17 protein-coding genes are annotated in these 15,870 nt (G+C 39.0%); 7 read left to right on the top strand and 10 right to left on the bottom strand.

Features of this window, described 5'->3' with window-relative positions:
- Positions 1-263: 263 nt before the first annotated feature.
- Both rpsG and rpsL read right to left on the bottom strand, forming a co-directional pair.
- Positions 264-734: a 30S ribosomal protein S7 gene (gene rpsG / locus LG369_RS01025; protein WP_000087873.1), complete on the bottom strand. Its 471-nt coding sequence runs from the start codon at positions 732-734 to the stop codon at positions 264-266.
- Positions 735-753: 19 nt separating this feature from the next.
- The gene (rpsL, locus tag LG369_RS01020) at positions 754-1,170 is read right to left on the bottom strand and encodes a 30S ribosomal protein S12 (protein ID WP_001142333.1); all 417 of its coding nucleotides are present in this window, start codon (positions 1,168-1,170) and stop codon (positions 754-756) included.
- Positions 1,171-1,513: 343 nt separating this feature from the next.
- On the opposite strand from rpsL, the gene LG369_RS01015 reads away from it, so the two are divergent.
- Positions 1,514-1,954, top strand: a complete 441-nt coding sequence (locus LG369_RS01015; protein ID WP_225749970.1) for a LytTR family DNA-binding domain-containing protein — start codon at positions 1,514-1,516, stop codon at positions 1,952-1,954.
- Complete coding sequence (locus tag LG369_RS01010; protein WP_225749969.1) at positions 1,951-2,409, top strand: DUF3021 domain-containing protein; 459 nt, start codon at positions 1,951-1,953, stop codon at positions 2,407-2,409. The genes LG369_RS01015 and LG369_RS01010 overlap by 4 nt, the downstream gene beginning before the upstream one ends.
- 39 nt (positions 2,410-2,448) lie before the next feature.
- Here the strand turns inward: LG369_RS01010 and mutS are convergent, their stop codons facing one another.
- Positions 2,449-4,983 (bottom strand): DNA mismatch repair protein MutS, encoded by a 2,535-nt coding sequence (mutS, locus tag LG369_RS01005; RefSeq protein WP_225749968.1) that lies wholly within the window; start codon positions 4,981-4,983, stop codon positions 2,449-2,451.
- 46 nt (positions 4,984-5,029) lie between these two features.
- On the bottom strand, positions 5,030-5,476 hold the full coding sequence (argR, locus tag LG369_RS01000) for an arginine repressor (RefSeq protein WP_225749967.1): 447 nt from the start codon (positions 5,474-5,476) through the stop codon (positions 5,030-5,032).
- A 153-nt stretch (positions 5,477-5,629) separates the two neighbouring features.
- Between argR and argS the strand changes: the two genes are divergently transcribed.
- Both argS and LG369_RS00990 read left to right on the top strand, forming a co-directional pair.
- Positions 5,630-7,321, top strand: coding sequence for an arginine--tRNA ligase (argS, locus tag LG369_RS00995; protein ID WP_225749966.1), 1,692 nt, complete (start codon positions 5,630-5,632; stop codon positions 7,319-7,321).
- 185 nt (positions 7,322-7,506) lie between these two features.
- Positions 7,507-7,755 (top strand): hypothetical protein, encoded by a 249-nt coding sequence (locus tag LG369_RS00990; protein WP_004250711.1) that lies wholly within the window; start codon positions 7,507-7,509, stop codon positions 7,753-7,755.
- A 33-nt stretch (positions 7,756-7,788) separates the two neighbouring features.
- Here the strand turns inward: LG369_RS00990 and LG369_RS00985 are convergent, their stop codons facing one another.
- The 6 genes from LG369_RS00985 to LG369_RS00960 form a co-directional block, all read right to left on the bottom strand.
- Positions 7,789-7,998 carry a hypothetical protein gene (locus tag LG369_RS00985; RefSeq protein WP_225749965.1) on the bottom strand — a complete coding sequence of 70 codons (210 nt, stop codon included), beginning with the start codon at positions 7,996-7,998 and terminating at the stop codon, positions 7,789-7,791.
- A 70-nt stretch (positions 7,999-8,068) separates the two neighbouring features.
- Positions 8,069-8,536, bottom strand: a complete 468-nt coding sequence (nrdI, locus tag LG369_RS00980; RefSeq protein WP_070678690.1) for a class Ib ribonucleoside-diphosphate reductase assembly flavoprotein NrdI — start codon at positions 8,534-8,536, stop codon at positions 8,069-8,071.
- Positions 8,537-8,611: 75 nt separating this feature from the next.
- Complete coding sequence (locus LG369_RS00975; protein WP_070678687.1) at positions 8,612-9,142, bottom strand: ABC transporter permease; 531 nt, start codon at positions 9,140-9,142, stop codon at positions 8,612-8,614.
- Between the two features lie 61 nt (positions 9,143-9,203).
- Entirely contained in the window at positions 9,204-10,490 is a 1,287-nt protein-coding gene (locus tag LG369_RS00970) for a response regulator transcription factor (protein ID WP_070678684.1), read from the bottom strand.
- Between the two features lie 2 nt (positions 10,491-10,492).
- Complete coding sequence (locus LG369_RS00965; RefSeq protein WP_225749964.1) at positions 10,493-12,166, bottom strand: sensor histidine kinase; 1,674 nt, start codon at positions 12,164-12,166, stop codon at positions 10,493-10,495.
- On the bottom strand, positions 12,144-12,758 hold the full coding sequence (locus LG369_RS00960) for a YesL family protein (RefSeq protein WP_225749963.1): 615 nt from the start codon (positions 12,756-12,758) through the stop codon (positions 12,144-12,146). Before LG369_RS00960 ends, LG369_RS00965 begins: the two co-directional genes overlap by 23 nt.
- A 284-nt stretch (positions 12,759-13,042) precedes the next feature.
- On the opposite strand from LG369_RS00960, the gene LG369_RS00955 reads away from it, so the two are divergent.
- From LG369_RS00955 to LG369_RS00945, 3 genes are read left to right on the top strand one after another with little or no spacing between them, the layout of a single operon-like run.
- Positions 13,043-13,414 (top strand): zinc ribbon domain-containing protein, encoded by a 372-nt coding sequence (locus LG369_RS00955; protein WP_074324511.1) that lies wholly within the window; start codon positions 13,043-13,045, stop codon positions 13,412-13,414.
- Positions 13,415-13,421: 7 nt separating this feature from the next.
- The gene (locus LG369_RS00950) at positions 13,422-15,014 is read left to right on the top strand and encodes an ATP-binding cassette domain-containing protein (protein ID WP_225749962.1); all 1,593 of its coding nucleotides are present in this window, start codon (positions 13,422-13,424) and stop codon (positions 15,012-15,014) included.
- A 1-nt stretch (position 15,015) separates the two neighbouring features.
- Positions 15,016-15,828, top strand: a complete 813-nt coding sequence (locus LG369_RS00945) for an ABC transporter permease (protein WP_225749961.1) — start codon at positions 15,016-15,018, stop codon at positions 15,826-15,828.
- Positions 15,829-15,870 lie beyond the last annotated feature (42 nt).

Genomic DNA, 15,870 nt, shown 5'->3' with positions numbered 1-15,870 from the left:
AAACGGATAGGCAGGACCCACCCGTTCTCAATGTTTATCTTGTTTAGTTGGTTTCAACTTGTGAGATGGGAAGTTGAATTGTACTCGGGCTAAAGTTAGTTAGCCGATTTGAGATCAATTGAACCCGGGCTAAAAGCTCAAGTTAACTGATTTGAACCCGAGCGAGGCCCGGTGCAAAAAAGATAAACTGCTTTGTGTTCACGGAACACTGCATCAGTTTCCTATTTTTGCCTTGGGCCTTTGTCGCTCTTGGTATCATTTTATTACCAACGGAAGTGTGCGAAGGCACGGTTAGCTTCAGCCATACGGTGAGTGTCTTCACGTTTCTTAACTGCTGCACCAGTGTTGTTAGCAGCATCCAAGATTTCTTTTGCAAGGCGGTCTTGCATTGTGTGTTCACCACGAAGGCGAGCGATTGTTACCAACCAACGAAGTCCAAGTGTTGTACGACGTTCTGGACGAACTTCAACTGGGACTTGATAGTTAGATCCACCAACACGACGTGCACGTACTTCAAGTACAGGCATGATGTTTTCCATAGCTGTTTCAAATACTTCAAGTGCATCGTTACCAGTAGCTTCTTTGATTTGTTCAAAAGCACCGTAAACGATTGAAGCAGCTGTACCACGTTTACCGTCAAGCATAACGCGGTTGATAAGACGAGTAACTAATTGTGAATTGTAAAGCGGATCTGGCAATACGTCACGTTTTGGAGCTCTATTTTTACGACTCATTTCTCTTTATCCCCTTTCCTTATGCTTTTTTCGGACGTTTAGTACCGTATTTAGAACGGCCTTGTTTACGATCGTTAACACCTGCAGTATCAAGTGCACCACGGACGATGTGGTAACGTACCCCTGGAAGGTCTTTCACACGTCCACCGCGAAGAAGCACCACGCTGTGCTCTTGCAAGTTGTGTCCGATACCTGGGATGTAGGCAGTAACTTCGATAAGGTTGCTCAAACGTACACGAGCAAATTTACGAAGGGCAGAGTTAGGTTTTTTAGGTGTCATTGTTCCAACACGAGTTGCAACACCACGTTTTTGTGGTGAAGAAACGTTTGTTTGAACTTTTTTATGACTGTTGTAACCAACGTTCAAAGCTGGTGATTTAGATTTTTCTACTTTTGATTTACGCGGTTTGCGAACCAATTGGTTAATTGTAGGCATCTACATTCTCCTGTGTTTTTTTATTTTTGGTGATGATACACTTGGTGACAGCTATCATCTGTGTGTACTTTTGCAACATTTGTCAGCACGTCCCTGTACACTCTTGAGAGACCAAAAGTAAAAAGTACCGTCTAACATTGTACCACGTTTTTTCTATTTTTGTCAATATATTTCTTCTTATTTTTTGACTTCTTTGCTCTAAAATCTCTTTGAAAACGGTCGCCTACCAGATAGACTCTTCAACCGACCACATAGACAAAGCATCTTGTATTTGTCGACAAAATGGTGTTTAATAGATTTGTAAGTAAGAGATCTCTATTACAACTTGATGAAAGGAGAAATTATGAAAGTCAGACTCGATATTGATCAGCAATACACTGAAGAGCAAATCATCATAGAGGCACCGTCCTTGTCCCCTAAAGTTCAAAAGGTTCAGAACTTTGTCCAATCCCTAGATCAAAAAGATACCATAAAAGGGAAATTCCAAGACCAGGTCTACTTGATTCAGATTAGCAAGATTCAGCGTGTATACATTGAAAATCGTAAGGTTCTGGCCGAAACGAATAGCCAAACCTATGCACTTGACATTCGTCTCTACCAAGCAAGTGAAATTCTACCTGCTTCCTTTATCCAAATTTCCCAATCCGAAATTGTCAACATTGATGCGATCAGTCATCTAAAACTAACCTCTAACGGCTTGATTGAAATTTATCTTAAAAACGAAAGTTTCACCTACTCATCTCGCCGTTACCTCAAAGCTATTAAGGAGAAATTAGAACTATGAAAAAACAAGTATTTCACGATGCCACAACTGGTATCCTCATCGGTCTCATCCTATCTATTATCTTTTCGTTTATCCACTCACCAAGTAACTACGCACCTCTCAGCCCCAACTCTTTAATTGGGCAATTCATGACCCAACATCAGGTGCATGGATCACTCGTCTTACTTTACTGTCTGCTTATTTGGGCAGCGATTGGAATCCTCTTTAGTTTTGGTAGCCGTCTCTTTGCTCAAGATTGGAGTCTCCTTCGTGCAACTGTCACCCACTTCTTTCTTATGTTGCTAGGCTTTGTCCCTCTAGCAATCCTAGCAGGCTGGTTCCCTCTTCACTGGACTTTCATCCTTCAGCTCATCCCAGAGTTTGCCATCGTCTACCTCATCATTTGGACGATTCTCTACAAAAGAGAATCAAAGAAGGTTGCCCACATCAACCAACTATTAGCTCAGAAAAAATAAGGCCTAAAAACCCACTCCTTTTTGCGAGTGGGTTTTTGCTTATAATTTTTGCTTCCATTCTAATAAGAGATTCATGGCTTGCATAGGTGTCATATTGTACACATCTACTTGGGCCAACTCTGCTAAGATAGGATTTTCTTCTTTTTCATCAAAGAGAGACATTTGCTCATTGACAACATTCCTTTGATTGATAGAAATTGGATTTTCCTGACCTTGGCTCTCTAGTTGAGTTAGAATCGCATCCGCTCTTTTTAGCAAGTCTGCTGGCAATCCTGCAATCTTAGCAACGTGAATACCGTACGATTTATCTGCTGGACCTGGTTCAATCTTATGAAGGAAAGTGACCTGACCATTTTGCTCAAGCGTAGCTACGTGTACATTTACTAGATGTTCAAGACTAGTTTCCAAACTGGTTAATTCATGGTAGTGCGTGGCAAAGAGAGTCTTGGCACCAATATGCTCATGGATATACTCGATAATAGACTGGGCTAGAGCCATACCATCATAAGTTGCGGTTCCTCGACCAAGCTCATCAAAAAGAATCAATGAATCCTTGGTCGCATGACTAATGGCATTATTAGCTTCCATCATCTCTACCATAAAGGTGGATTGACCTGAAACCAAGTCATCTGCCGCACCGATACGGGTAAAAATTGCATCAAAAATTGGCAAACGAGCACTTTCTGCAGGGACATAAGAACCCATCTGAGCCATAACTGCTGTTATCGCCAACTGGCGCATGTAGGTTGACTTCCCGCTCATGTTCGGACCTGTAATTAGTTGAATGCTAGTATCTTCATCCATCTGGATACTGTTCGGAATATAGGTCTGAGCTCCCATGACCTTTTCAACAACTGCGTGACGACCATTCTGGATATCAATCCGCGACTCTTGCCCAAACTCTGGTCGAATCAGGTGTTGTTTTTCTGCAACTACTGCCAAGCCTTGCAAGACATCGATAGTAGCGATTCCTTGAGCCAGAGCCTGTAGGCGTTGGATATACTTGCCAACCTCCTCACGAATACGCATAAAGATTTCGTATTCTAGGTTTGCTGATTTCTCACGCGCCTCTAACATTTCTCCCTCGATACGCGCCAATTCCTCTGTCCCAAATCGCTCAGAGTTTTTCAGCGTAGCCTTACGGAAAAAGTGGGCTGGTACGTTACCTAGCTGCGAGTTGGTTACATGGAAATAGTAGCCGTCTTTTTTATTGTAGTCAATCTTGAGAGTATTGATGCCAGAGTTTTCTCTTTCCTTGGCCTCGATCTCAGCAATCCAGCTAGTCCCTTCTCTCAGCACACGACGGTATTTATCCAAGGTCTCATCAAAGCCCGTTCGGATAATACCACCTTCGGTAATCACGTGGGGAGCCTCTGGGGCAATGGCAGCACTTATCAGGCTTTCCAACTCAGGAATAGCATCTAGTTGTTCAATTAGATAAGCTAGAGCTGGTTGCTCCATTCCTTCTAAAATGGCGCGAATTCGTGGAACACTTCCTAAGGTAGTTGCTAATTGCAAGAGGTCTTTGGGGTTGCTTTTGCCAAAAGATACTCGACTAGCCAGACGTTCGATATCGTAGACTCCCTTGAGGCTTTCCGTTAAATCACTGCGCTCAAAGAAATAATCCAGAAAGACTTGTACAACTTCCTGACGTTCAAGGATACGGTCTAAATCAATTAAGGGGCGTTGAATCCAAGAACGTAGAAGACGCATGCCCATTGCAGTTTTAGTCTCATCTAGCAACCAGAACAGGCTCCCTTGTTTCTTACCTGAGCGAGCATTTTCAACCAAATCCAGACTAGCCTTGGTCGCAAAATCCATCTGCAAGAAATCTTTGATTTCATAACGGATAACAGGCTTCAAGTGGCTGAGCTCTCGCATCTGCGTCCGATGGACATACTGGAGAAGTTTCCCACTAGCTGCTCCTTCAACAGTTGCCAATCTTGAATCCAACAGATGAACGTCTTCATATGTTTCTTGTTCATAGGAAAGCACTAGATTCATTTGACGACTGAGAATCTGTTCTTCCACTTCAGACAAGTCGTAACCAATCACCACTTCTCTGGCCTTTAGGTTACGGATTTCACCACAGACTAGAGAGAAATCTGATAATCCCGTTACATAAAAATCACCTGTCACCAAATCCATGTAGGCTAGACCATATCGAGACTCATCACGATCAATAGCTACCAAAAAGTTATTGTGGCTATCTGGCTTACTACTATCAACCACTGTGCCTGGTGTAATGACCTGGACGACCTCACGCTTAACAACACCGACAGCTTGCTTAGGGGCTTCCATCTGTTCAGCGATGGCAACCTTGTAGCCACGTTCAACTAGAACATCAATATACTGTTGGGCAGAATGATAAGGAACTCCAGCCATGGGAATCGGATTTTCAGCATTTTTGTTGCGACTGGTCAGTGAGATTTCTAGTATCTGTGCAGCATTGACTGCATCCTCATAAAACAACTCATAAAAATCACCCATACGAAAAAGCAAAAAAGAATCTGGATATTGTTTTTTGATATCCACATACTGTTGCATACCAGGTGATAATTTTTCAGTAGTCATTTACTCTCTCCTTGTAAAAACAGTCCTGAGAGAAGCTCTCAAGACCTTATCTATCTTCCATTAACTCTAGCAAGCGTTCTTCCATGACTTGAGCTGCATGTTGATCCTTACAGATAACCAACAAGGTATTCGCTCCGGCAACAGTACCTAAGATCCACCCATCTTTATTTGAATCTACTACATTGGCTAAAACGGATGCTTCTCCAAGTTTAGTGTGGAGAACCAAGGTGAATTCGGCTCTTGCAACACCCTCTAAGTGATGTGAAAGGAATTCGACTAGATCAATCTTCTCTGTCTCATTTGCTAGCACATAGTAAACAACATCGTTTTTCTTAACTTTGGTTAAGCCAAGCTCTCGCAAATCACGGGATAATGTCGTTTGTGTCACAAAGACATCACAGACTTCCAATCGATCTTGAATTTCCTTTTGAGTTCCTAATTTTTCTTCTGTAATCATTCGCTTGATGAGCTGATGACGTTCTCTTTTTCTCATAAGATCCTTTCAAGTGCATATTTATAACATTTTACATTTTTTTAGTAAGAACATTATATCAAAAAAACTGGATATTTCAAAAAAAATCTCTTCTTTCAAAAAAAATGTAGTAAATTGTGATAAAATAGTAGAAAAGCCCTAAAGGAGCCTTAAATGAATACAAAAGAATTGATTGCTAGCGAGTTGGCTAGCGTCATTGATAGCCTGGACCAAGAGGCTATTTTAAATTTACTAGAAACACCTAAAAACTCAGACATGGGAGATATCGCCTTCCCTGCCTTCTCATTGGCGAAGGTTGAACGTAAAGCTCCTCAAATGATTGCTGCTGACATCGCTGAAAAGATCAATAGCCAAGCTTTTGAAAAGGTTGTAGCAACAGGTCCTTACGTCAACTTCTTCCTTGATAAGACTGCCATTTCTGATCAAGTTCTACAAAACGTTATCACTGAAAAAGAGCACTACGCTGACCAAGAGATTGGCAATCAAGAAAATGTTGTCATTGACATGTCTAGCCCTAATATCGCTAAACCATTTTCAATCGGTCACCTTCGTTCAACAGTTATCGGAGATAGCTTGTCACATATCTTCCAAAAAATCGGCTATAAAACTGTCAAGGTCAACCATTTGGGAGACTGGGGCAAACAGTTTGGGATGTTGATTGTTGCCTACAAGAAATGGGGTAACGAAGAAGCTGTCAAAGCTCATCCAATCGATGAACTCCTTAAGCTCTATGTCCGCATTAATGCTGAAGCTGAGAATGATCCAAGCTTGGATGAAGAAGCACGCGAATGGTTCCGCAAGCTTGAAAACGGCGATGAGGAAGCTCTCGCTCTTTGGCAATGGTTCCGCGATGAAAGCTTGGTAGAATTTAACCGTCTCTACAATGAGTTACAAGTTGAATTCGACAGCTATAACGGAGAAGCTTTCTACAATGATAAAATGGATGCAGTTGTAGACATCCTTTCTGAAAAAGGACTATTAGTCGAATCAGAAGGTGCCCAAGTTGTTAATCTTGAAAAATATGGAATTGAACACCCAGCTCTTATCAAGAAATCTGACGGTGCAACTCTATACATCACGCGTGACTTAGCTGCGGCCCTCTACCGTAAAAATGAGTACCAATTTGCAAAATCTATCTATGTCGTTGGTCAAGAACAATCTGCTCACTTTAAGCAACTCAAGGCTGTCTTACAAGAAATGGGTTACGATTGGAGCCAAGACATTGTCCATGTTCCTTTTGGCTTGGTTACAAAAGAAGGGAAAAAACTTTCTACTCGTAAAGGGAATGTTATCTTACTCGAGCCAACCGTCGCAGAAGCCATCAGCCGTGCTAAAGCGCAGATCGAAGCCAAAAATCCAGAACTTGAAAACAAAGACCAGGTCGCTCATGCTGTTGGAGTTGGGGCCATTAAATTCTATGACCTTAAAACTGACCGTACAAATGGATATGACTTCGACCTTGAAGCTATGGTATCCTTCGAAGGGGAGACTGGCCCTTATGTTCAGTATGCCTACGCTCGTATCCAATCAATCTTGCGTAAAGCCGATTTCAAACCTGAAGCAGGTGCCAACTATAGCTTGAACGATGCTGAAAGCTGGGAAATTATTAAGTTAATCCAAGACTTCCCACGTATTATTAAACGTGCAGCTGATAATTACGAACCTTCTATCATCGCTAAATTTGCAATCAGCTTAGCGCAAGCCTTTAACAAATACTATGCCCACACTCGTATCTTAGATGAAAGTCCAGAACGTGACAGCCGTCTAGCCCTTAGCTATGCAACAGCAGTCGTCCTCAAAGAAGCGCTTCGTCTGTTGGGTGTAGAGGCGCCAGAGAAGATGTAACTCGTTACAAGAGACTGGAACTAAAGTTACTAGTCTCTTGACGACAATCGCTATCGGGCGATTTGCCTAAACGCCTTACTAATTAATAACAAGTGGCTAGGCGCTTACAGTATCATCACTCGAAAGGCGAAGGATATTCGTTTTTCTCTAACCACTTACTTCTTTATCACCTAGGGAGAATTTTTATGAGCCAGTATGCTTATATTCTAGTTGTTATCAGTCTTCTTTTTCTCTTTCTTGTCAACAAATATGAAAAAGAGAAACTTCAAAGACTGCTTCAGGACCAACTATTGAAAGATCCAGCTTTTCGTGCAACTATCAAAGAGAAAATCCAAACGATAGAAAATATCAATGATGTCATTGACTACATCAACAAAGGTTACCGATTAGGAATTCCAATTGCAAAAGAAATCGTTGACGAAATTCGCAACTAACAAAAAGACTCGAGATGCATTTCTCGAGTCTTTTTATTTATTTCTGACAGCTAAGATTTCTACCAGGATAACAATCCCTAAGGATACCATGGTTCCAAATGGTGCTGCATTTTCATCAAAAATTTTCTCAGAGAACAGTAGCAGAGCAATCGCTAATAGTAGCAAAGCACTGCATAGCATAATATCCTTGAAGCTTGGTTTGCGTTTTAAATACTTTAAAAATGATCTCTGTAATTTACTCATTTGAACTGTTCTCTTTTGAAATAATTCTATGATCCATGGGATAAAAATCTAGCCCAGCAACTCTATCCTCTTACAAGGATTCAAGTTCATAAAGCTCTGCAATAATCCCAGCAACCTTCTTAATATCTCCTAGCATTCCGCGCATTTCAAAGTCAGCTAGGACTGGAAAACCAAAGCGCTGGCTATATTGCTTGGCGGTCAAACAGTATTGGTTGTTAAAATTGCGGTTACCCGATCCTACGACACCAAAACACTTGCTAGCATTATCACCATATGCGATAAAGTCACCTACTGGAGTGGTCAAGATTTCCACATCTCCATTGTCAACTCCATTTCCACCTTCGAGGTAAGTTGGTAGAAAAGCCACATATGGGTTGGTCATCTCAAAGAAGTCTTCTCCTTCCTTGACCAAGTCTTTAATATGAATTTTTTCCACATCAATATTCGCATACTGCTCCAACAAATAAGCTTTCAAACGTGTTACAAAGCTCTCCGTGTTGCCGCTTAGACTGATATAAACTAAGGAAATTTTTTTCATCTTTTCCTCCCTCTTTCTCGAATCCAAAAAAATAACTACCAAGATTGTATCTTGATAGTTATCCTTTGTCAACTCTTAGGCGAGTTCTTCCTCTTGAGATTCTGTTAATTCTTTTTGCTGACGCCATATTTTATAGAAGACGATTCCCAAAAAGATAACATTGATGACGATGAAAATAATAGTGGTTGCTTTTGACATGACTTCCATTCCTAAACGTAGGGTGTCATCTTTAATCAATTGCATAGCATCTTGTAGATTCATATTGTCATGGACTAGTCCAACAATAGCTAGTAAGGCATATCCAACATAAGTGTAGTTCGCCAACTGCAAGTTCTTACGAATTAAGAAAACAAAGGCTACTACAACTAGGATAGCGGATAGAATAATGAGTATCGTGTTAAAAATAGAGTGAGATGACTCTGACACTTGGTGGGCATAGTTAACAGCATCTTCTATTTGTTGAGCACTAAGTGTCCCAACATTTTCTTGGCTAGCACGAAGGGCGTCCTTACTAGGTACTGGAGTGAATATTCCAACTATTGCCAAGGCTGAATTAATCGCTGATAAGACTAATAAAATCCATAGATAGATTGGTTTCTTTTTCATAAAAGTAACCTCCTCATAATTTTTAATTTATTATAGCATATTTTAACAAGTAAAACAAATTCTACAAGTTTACTTCCACCTGCTTACGGTATGCTTTCGGAGACTTCCCACATAGTTTTCGAAAGACCTTATAGAAATAGCCTACATTACTGTAACCAACCGTATAGCAAATATCCTCAATACTATCATTTGTAGATAGTAAAAGTTGCTGAGCTGCCTTGATGCGTTGCTTATTGAGAAGCTCAGCAAAGGTTGAATTGGTTTCCTTCTTGATTAACTGACCTAAGTAAACAGGATTGATAAAGAGGTCCTTGCTGATATCCTTGAGAGATAGCTCTTTTTTGTAGTCTCTACCAATAACTTCGAGTACACTGACAACATTCTCATTCATGCGGTATTGGCCAAAGAAGGACGTCAAGGTTTCCTTGGTATAAGCTACTAAGTCTTCAAAGTTTGTGATGGCATGAATATTCTTGACAATATCTGTCATATCATCTGCTTTCAAATGTTCAAAGAGATGGAAGACATCCATAACAAACTGAGTAAAGAGTTGCTTGGTGATGGATACCCTCGGTGTGTTTTCTAAGACAATCTTCTCGAGTAGGTTCAACTCCTCGATAATCTGCTGAAGATTTCCTTGGATAATAACTCGATAAATGGGTTCATAATAAGAAAAGAGACTTTCAGATTGATCGAGGTTTACAGTTCCATAGAAGAGGGCTTTTTCAACGTCAAATTTCCATTTTTCAAAGTTGGCCTGATAAGGTAACTCAAAAGGCATGACAAGTAGACCGTCGAATTTCTGAGCTGCAATCACAATCTGCCAGTCCTGACCTAAAACATAGTAAGGAATGACAAAATCCCCTTGTTTCTCTTGAGAGAGTCCAATCCACCAGTTTTCTTTTTGAGACAGGTGTGCTTTAAATGCTTCGTCGTCTAACTTTTGACTTAACATTTCTGGCTCATGCACTTTCTCACGAAGTTGACCAAGGATTTTCTCAAGTAAATGCTCCAGTTCAACCTTATCAACTGGTTTGACAAGATAATCTACAACATTGAGGTTCATGGCTTTCTTGACATATTCAAATTCTTGATAGCCGGAAAGAAGAATATAGTAAGCCTCTGGCAAGAGTTCCTTCATTTCCCCAATCATTTCAAGTCCTGTCTTGTCAGGCATGTTGACATCAGAAATGACGATGTCTACAGGATGCTCTCGAACATAGTCCAAAGCGTCGTCAGCATGATTGGCTGTTGCAACGACTTCCATATCCCATTTTTCAAAAGGGATCAAACGCTTAAGTCCTTCTGTAATCATGTACTCATCGTCAACTAATAGTACTTTATACATGTTTATCCTTTCTCTTCATCCTGAATGGTAATTCTATATTGAACACCTTTTTGTTCAGCTGATTCTACATTGATGTTATAGCGGTCTCCAAAGTAGAGCACAAAGCGTTCGTGGATATTAACAATCCCAATAGACTGTCGTTGCCCCTTATAATCTGCTGTGTGTTCAAAGGTTCTTTGAGCCAGTTTAGCTTGAATTTCTGCTAGTTTTTCAACAGACATCCCACGGCCATTATCGGTTACTAAAATTTCGACATAGCCATCTTTTTTCAAAGCCTTGATACTGATAACATTATCTGTTCTTTTATGATCAACTCCATGGGCAAAATAATTTTCCACTAACGGTTGGAGTGTGAACTTTGGAATACGCATTTCTTCCAATTCAGGGTCAATCTTAAATCCATAGGCAATGGATTTTGGATAGCGAACCATACAGAGATAACTGTACTTCCGACAAAACTCCACTTCTTGTTTGAGGGTCGTTTCTCGCTCGTCAGAGATATTATTGCGCAGGAGACTACTGAACTCATAGATGATATCTGCTAGTTCATTTTGATTTTCCATCACCGCGTACATCCGCAAAAATTCCAGAGTATTATACATGAAATGCGGATTAATTTGAGCTTGTAAGGCTCGCATGTTGGCATCTTTTTGATTGAGTTCCAGTTGATAAATATCGTGAATATTACTTTCTAGTCGATCCAACATATCATTTGTCGACTCAGCAATTAGTAGCAATTCCTGGTCCTTTTTATCTGTGTCGATTCTCTTGGTCTGCTCTCCCTTAGTAATGGCTTGGATAGAGTCCACCAAGTCCACAACCTGACTTTGATAGTCAGAAAAAGTCCTTCTTAAGGTCATATATAAAATGATGATAAAGAAGGCGCTCAAACCTAAAATAAGTGCCGAACTCGCTAAAGTCCCACTCCAAACATAATCCTTTGGTACAGCTACTCGAACTTGATAACCATGGGCAGTTGTTCCTACCAACCAAGACTCATTCGTTCCCTTCGTTCCAATATAGAACATATCTGTTTCATATGGTGCAATGACAGTTACTGCTACAGGAATTGTTCCCCTGGTGTTGTCAATCGCTTTATAGAGGAATTCTGGTTCTACGGAAATATAAATGACCCCTAGAGCTTGGTCCGAGATGGGATCAGACACTGGAACAGCGAAACTATTGGCATCTGGTTTAAAGCTCTCAGCTGGAATCTTCTGTCCACCTCTGTTTCCTCTTTTGGAAACAAATACATCCGTTGAATCCTGTAGAACAATCGAAATACCTGTCACAAAATCGTTTCGCACGTATATATCATCGATATTTTCATAAATAGAAACGGAAATGTAGGGTGACGCCTTGCGCTCTAACTGCCAGTAAAAATAATCTGGCGTGCTGAGGCTAAAATACTTGTAAATCCCTTCAATGCGGGCTTGATTCTCGACCAATCCCTGAGCTAGGCGATTTGACTCCCGATAGTAGTATTCAACTTCATCGACTGTTCGAGCGAGAACACGCTGACCGACACGATTTGCTTCCCTTTCACGCATATCCCAGTCTGCATAAGAAATCAAGAGAGCAAAGCAGGAAATGATGACAATCATCACCAGACTATAGATTCTTAGGAGTGAGTGGAGGCGGAATTGTTTGGTCTTATTTGGTTGCCAATTTTTCATGAATACTTTCATAAACAGGCTCCAATAAATCACTAATAAAGAAGTGCCACATCCCAATACCTACAAAAGCGATGAGGGCTGGCATATAGAAGCCAATAATGGCTAACAAGACGCTACCAAGGAGAACCTTGGCCACTGCTGATAAACTCATAAAAATTCCGATAAAGGCGAGCTTTAAGGTGTTTTTATAGGACAATTCAAAGTAAACCTGTAACTTTAAAGATACCGTGTAGGCCAAAAATACCAAGGCTACTAAAAAGATATTTAGAAATGTTGCTGCCAAGTGGATAATCGTCTGGTTTGGCAACTGAATCATCAGATACAAGCCATAAATCAAGATTAAGTCAATCCCTATAAAGGTGTAGAAACTGAGATTACTTTTGACAAAACTGCTCTTAAATAAAGCCCATGCTTCCTTGAAACGATAAGCACGGTAAGAATAGCCATTTTCAGCAAATAAACTCATAAGAGTTGCACTAGCGGGTGCTATACCAAAAATCACTCCTCCTGCTAGTGTCAATAACCAAAAATAAGCCGTCGCAATCATCCCCAAAAAGAAACGATGAAAGACTAGCTCAATGAAATTCCCCACGGTTTTCCTCCAAAAATTTAATCTAGTTTTATTATAACATATTTCAAGCGCTCTCAAAAATAGGAGCAATAAATATAAATAGAAAAAAGCTAGATTGGAATTGTGTCCGTTACAACCATCACTTCTCTAAATACAAGCTTGATTAGAAATTATGAATCTCAATATCAAACTATTTTCTATTAACTTTTAAAACGGTATATGAAAATTTTGATAATGTTATCATATGTGTTATACTGGAATCAAGTGAAATATATACTTACAATAAGCATAGATAAGGAGAACAGATGGCTTTTTTAGATCAATTGAAAGATGGAGCTAGACTTGTCAAAGAGACAACAAGCACTGTTATTTCAGAAGGAAAGCAAAATGCAGAAAATCTTCGCAAAAAAAAGGAAATTCAAGTACTACAAAATCAAATCAATGACTTGTATAGATTAATAGGCATCAAATTTGTTGAAGAACATTTAGAAGAAATAAAGAAAAATCCTCTCTATTCAACTGAAATCGCTGAAATCACTAAGCTCTTTCAAGAGCAGATTTCTCTTCAAAAATCTATTGATTCATCTGGTCAAGACTTAGTTTCTTGTCCCCATTGTGGAACAAGTCTATCAAAAAGCTTCGAATTTTGCATCAATTGTGGAAAAGTAGTAAAGTAGAGTCGAAATGAAGGATTATATTGTAAAAACAAAATGTCCTAGCTGCTTCAAAAATATTGGAATCGGTTGGAAGTTTTGTCCTTTTTGTGGAAAGTATATAGATAATATCAAACCTAAAGTGGACTTAAAGTATGTCGATAGCATACGTAGAGACAATGATCAAGAAAATAAAAATATTTCTTTCAAAATGCCATCAACCCTTAAACACATGGGTGATAGGATAAAAGAAACTATCTCTGAAAAATTAGACAAAGGAGAGGAAGTTCAAGATCATACAATCTCCTTATTTACCTTCGTTCTCAAAGAAGGAAGCGTTGTCACCAAGGAAATACCTGAGATTTTGAACGATGATAAGAATATATTATTAGAAAAAGATCATATTGGTTACTATTTACAGAGTGATTCAGAAGTCATCTATATAAATAATGCAAAAATTGATATCGGTAAAAAACACTACCTAAATAATCGAGATACCCTCCGTGTTGATGATACTATTTATATTTTTAGTCTCATGAACCAGAAGTATATCGAATGGAAGCAAAAGGAAATCAACACAAGTCTAGCAGAGAAAGTAGACAAGCATTTTGAAGTCCTAGACAACAGTAATATATATGTCCACCCTCTCGGAGACATGATTTATTTGAATAATCATCTAATTAAGGATAAAACATACCTAAATAACTATGATTTAGTATCCATAAACCATCGACTCTTCGTCATTTATAATAATTCCTTAGTTTTTCAACATGAATTAACTGAAAGTCAAGAAAAGAGTCTCGCAGATAATATCAATAGAATTGAACAAGATACACAGTTATCTGTTCGAATTCGAAAGCGTCTCGCAGGAGAGAAACTTTTATTATCAGAGATTGACTTTCAAGTATCCTCTGGCGAAATCGTGCTCATTTTAGGTGGTTCAGGAGCAGGAAAAACCACACTGATCAATGCAATCATGGGCATAGAAAAAGCGGATGCTGATATCTTATTAGGAAATATAAACATCTATAATCAATTTGACAAAGTTCGAAGAATGATTGCCAATGTCCCTCAATTTAGTCTTCATCGTGAAAAAGATAGTGTTTATATGACTCTGAAAAATGCCGCAGAGATGAAACTAGTACGAGATTTTACTAAAGATCCTGCTTTATTAGAAGAAAAAATTTCAAAAGTATTAGAAACAGTCAAACTAACAAAGAAAAAAGAGGCTTTGGTCTATGAATTAAGTGGCGGAGAGAAAAAAAGATTGAGTATTGCTACTGAGTATATTGCAGATCCAGTTGTATTTGTTCTAGATGAACCAGATTCTGGAGTAGATGGCAGTAACGCTCGTTCAATTATGGCTAGCTTAAGAAGTATCGCAGATGACAATAAGATTGTTTTTGTTATCTCACATAGTCCAGATCGAACACCAGAATTATTTGATAAAGTATTAGTTCTCGCTAAAAGTGAGGAAGAATCGTGCGGTAAAATGGCCTTTTATGGTTCTGTAGAAGATACCCTAGAATTCTTTAATGTCAATCAACTTGAACTCGTGGTGTCTGAAGTAGAGCGAACTTCAGATTACTACATCGAAAAATATAGAGAATATAGAGGAGGTTAAGATGAATTACGCATCGAATAAAGAACAAATTTTGATCTATTTGGGTAAATTTAAACGAAATTTTTTAAATTCTAACGGATGGTATTCTTTTATAAGTACTGCTATCATTGCCCTTATTACTTGCATTGTAGCTGGAAAAGACGGATTTTCAACCGGCTTAGGTGCAGAAGTGAAATCCACTTCATTCATTATTGTTTGTGCCTGTATTTGGATAGGAGTTTTTAATTCTATTACATTGATCTGTAAAGAAAGAGATATTATTAAACACGAATACCGAGGGGGCATGAACCTATCATCGTATATGTTCGCCCACATGTTATTCCAAGCCCTTGTTTCTCTAATTCAAGCTATTATTTTCTCCAGTATTTTATTCTTATTCTATCACCACTCGATTTCAGAATTTAAGACTATCTTTGATAATGACAGTTTACGATTCATTTCTTATTTCTTAACTATATTTTTAACCATTTATTCGGCAGATGCTTTAGGTTTATTTGTCTCTTCAATTGTTAAAAATGTTGAAAAGGCAATGACTGTAATGCCCTTTGTCATTCTCCTTCAATTTCTCTTTGCAGGAAATATACCTTTAAATGGCTTTTTGCAGTTCTTATCTTATTTCACACTTAGTCGTTATAGTTTTGATGGGCTTTTAGACTTAGCGGGTTTTAAAGAGGGAGGATCATTTTTCAGTACGTCAACAAAAGTACAAGTAAATTTAATAGTTGCATGGATCCTTTTAGTTGCTTTCTCTATCCTATTGGCCTATCTAGCAAGCAAACTATTAAAATCTGTCGAAAAAGATACGAGAGGTTAATGTTGATTGAATTAGTTTAGTAAACTAGGTTTATAAATCAAA

This window comes from Streptococcus sp. Marseille-Q4154, assembly GCF_916700545.1.
GTDB classification, from domain to species: domain Bacteria; phylum Bacillota; class Bacilli; order Lactobacillales; family Streptococcaceae; genus Streptococcus; species Streptococcus infantis_I.
This window is presented reverse-complemented; position numbering and strand designations above follow the sequence as displayed.

Coding starts and splice junctions, on each gene's coding strand:
- LG369_RS00975 (WP_070678687.1), bottom strand. CDS start 9,142: ATGAAAAAGAAACCAATCTATCTATGGATTTTATTAGTCTTATCAGCG.
- argS (WP_225749966.1), top strand. CDS start 5,630: ATGAATACAAAAGAATTGATTGCTAGCGAGTTGGCTAGCGTCATTGAT.
- LG369_RS00990 (WP_004250711.1), top strand. CDS start 7,507: ATGAGCCAGTATGCTTATATTCTAGTTGTTATCAGTCTTCTTTTTCTC.
- LG369_RS01010 (WP_225749969.1), top strand. CDS start 1,951: ATGAAAAAACAAGTATTTCACGATGCCACAACTGGTATCCTCATCGGT.
- LG369_RS01015 (WP_225749970.1), top strand. CDS start 1,514: ATGAAAGTCAGACTCGATATTGATCAGCAATACACTGAAGAGCAAATC.
- nrdI (WP_070678690.1), bottom strand. CDS start 8,536: ATGAAAAAAATTTCCTTAGTTTATATCAGTCTAAGCGGCAACACGGAG.
- LG369_RS00985 (WP_225749965.1), bottom strand. CDS start 7,998: ATGAGTAAATTACAGAGATCATTTTTAAAGTATTTAAAACGCAAACCA.
- rpsL (WP_001142333.1), bottom strand. CDS start 1,170: ATGCCTACAATTAACCAATTGGTTCGCAAACCGCGTAAATCAAAAGTA.
- rpsG (WP_000087873.1), bottom strand. CDS start 734: ATGAGTCGTAAAAATAGAGCTCCAAAACGTGACGTATTGCCAGATCCG.
- LG369_RS00970 (WP_070678684.1), bottom strand. CDS start 10,490: ATGTATAAAGTACTATTAGTTGACGATGAGTACATGATTACAGAAGGA.
- argR (WP_225749967.1), bottom strand. CDS start 5,476: ATGAGAAAAAGAGAACGTCATCAGCTCATCAAGCGAATGATTACAGAA.
- LG369_RS00955 (WP_074324511.1), top strand. CDS start 13,043: ATGGCTTTTTTAGATCAATTGAAAGATGGAGCTAGACTTGTCAAAGAG.
- LG369_RS00965 (WP_225749964.1), bottom strand. CDS start 12,166: ATGAAAAATTGGCAACCAAATAAGACCAAACAATTCCGCCTCCACTCA.
- LG369_RS00950 (WP_225749962.1), top strand. CDS start 13,422: ATGAAGGATTATATTGTAAAAACAAAATGTCCTAGCTGCTTCAAAAAT.
- LG369_RS00945 (WP_225749961.1), top strand. CDS start 15,016: ATGAATTACGCATCGAATAAAGAACAAATTTTGATCTATTTGGGTAAA.
- mutS (WP_225749968.1), bottom strand. CDS start 4,983: ATGACTACTGAAAAATTATCACCTGGTATGCAACAGTATGTGGATATC.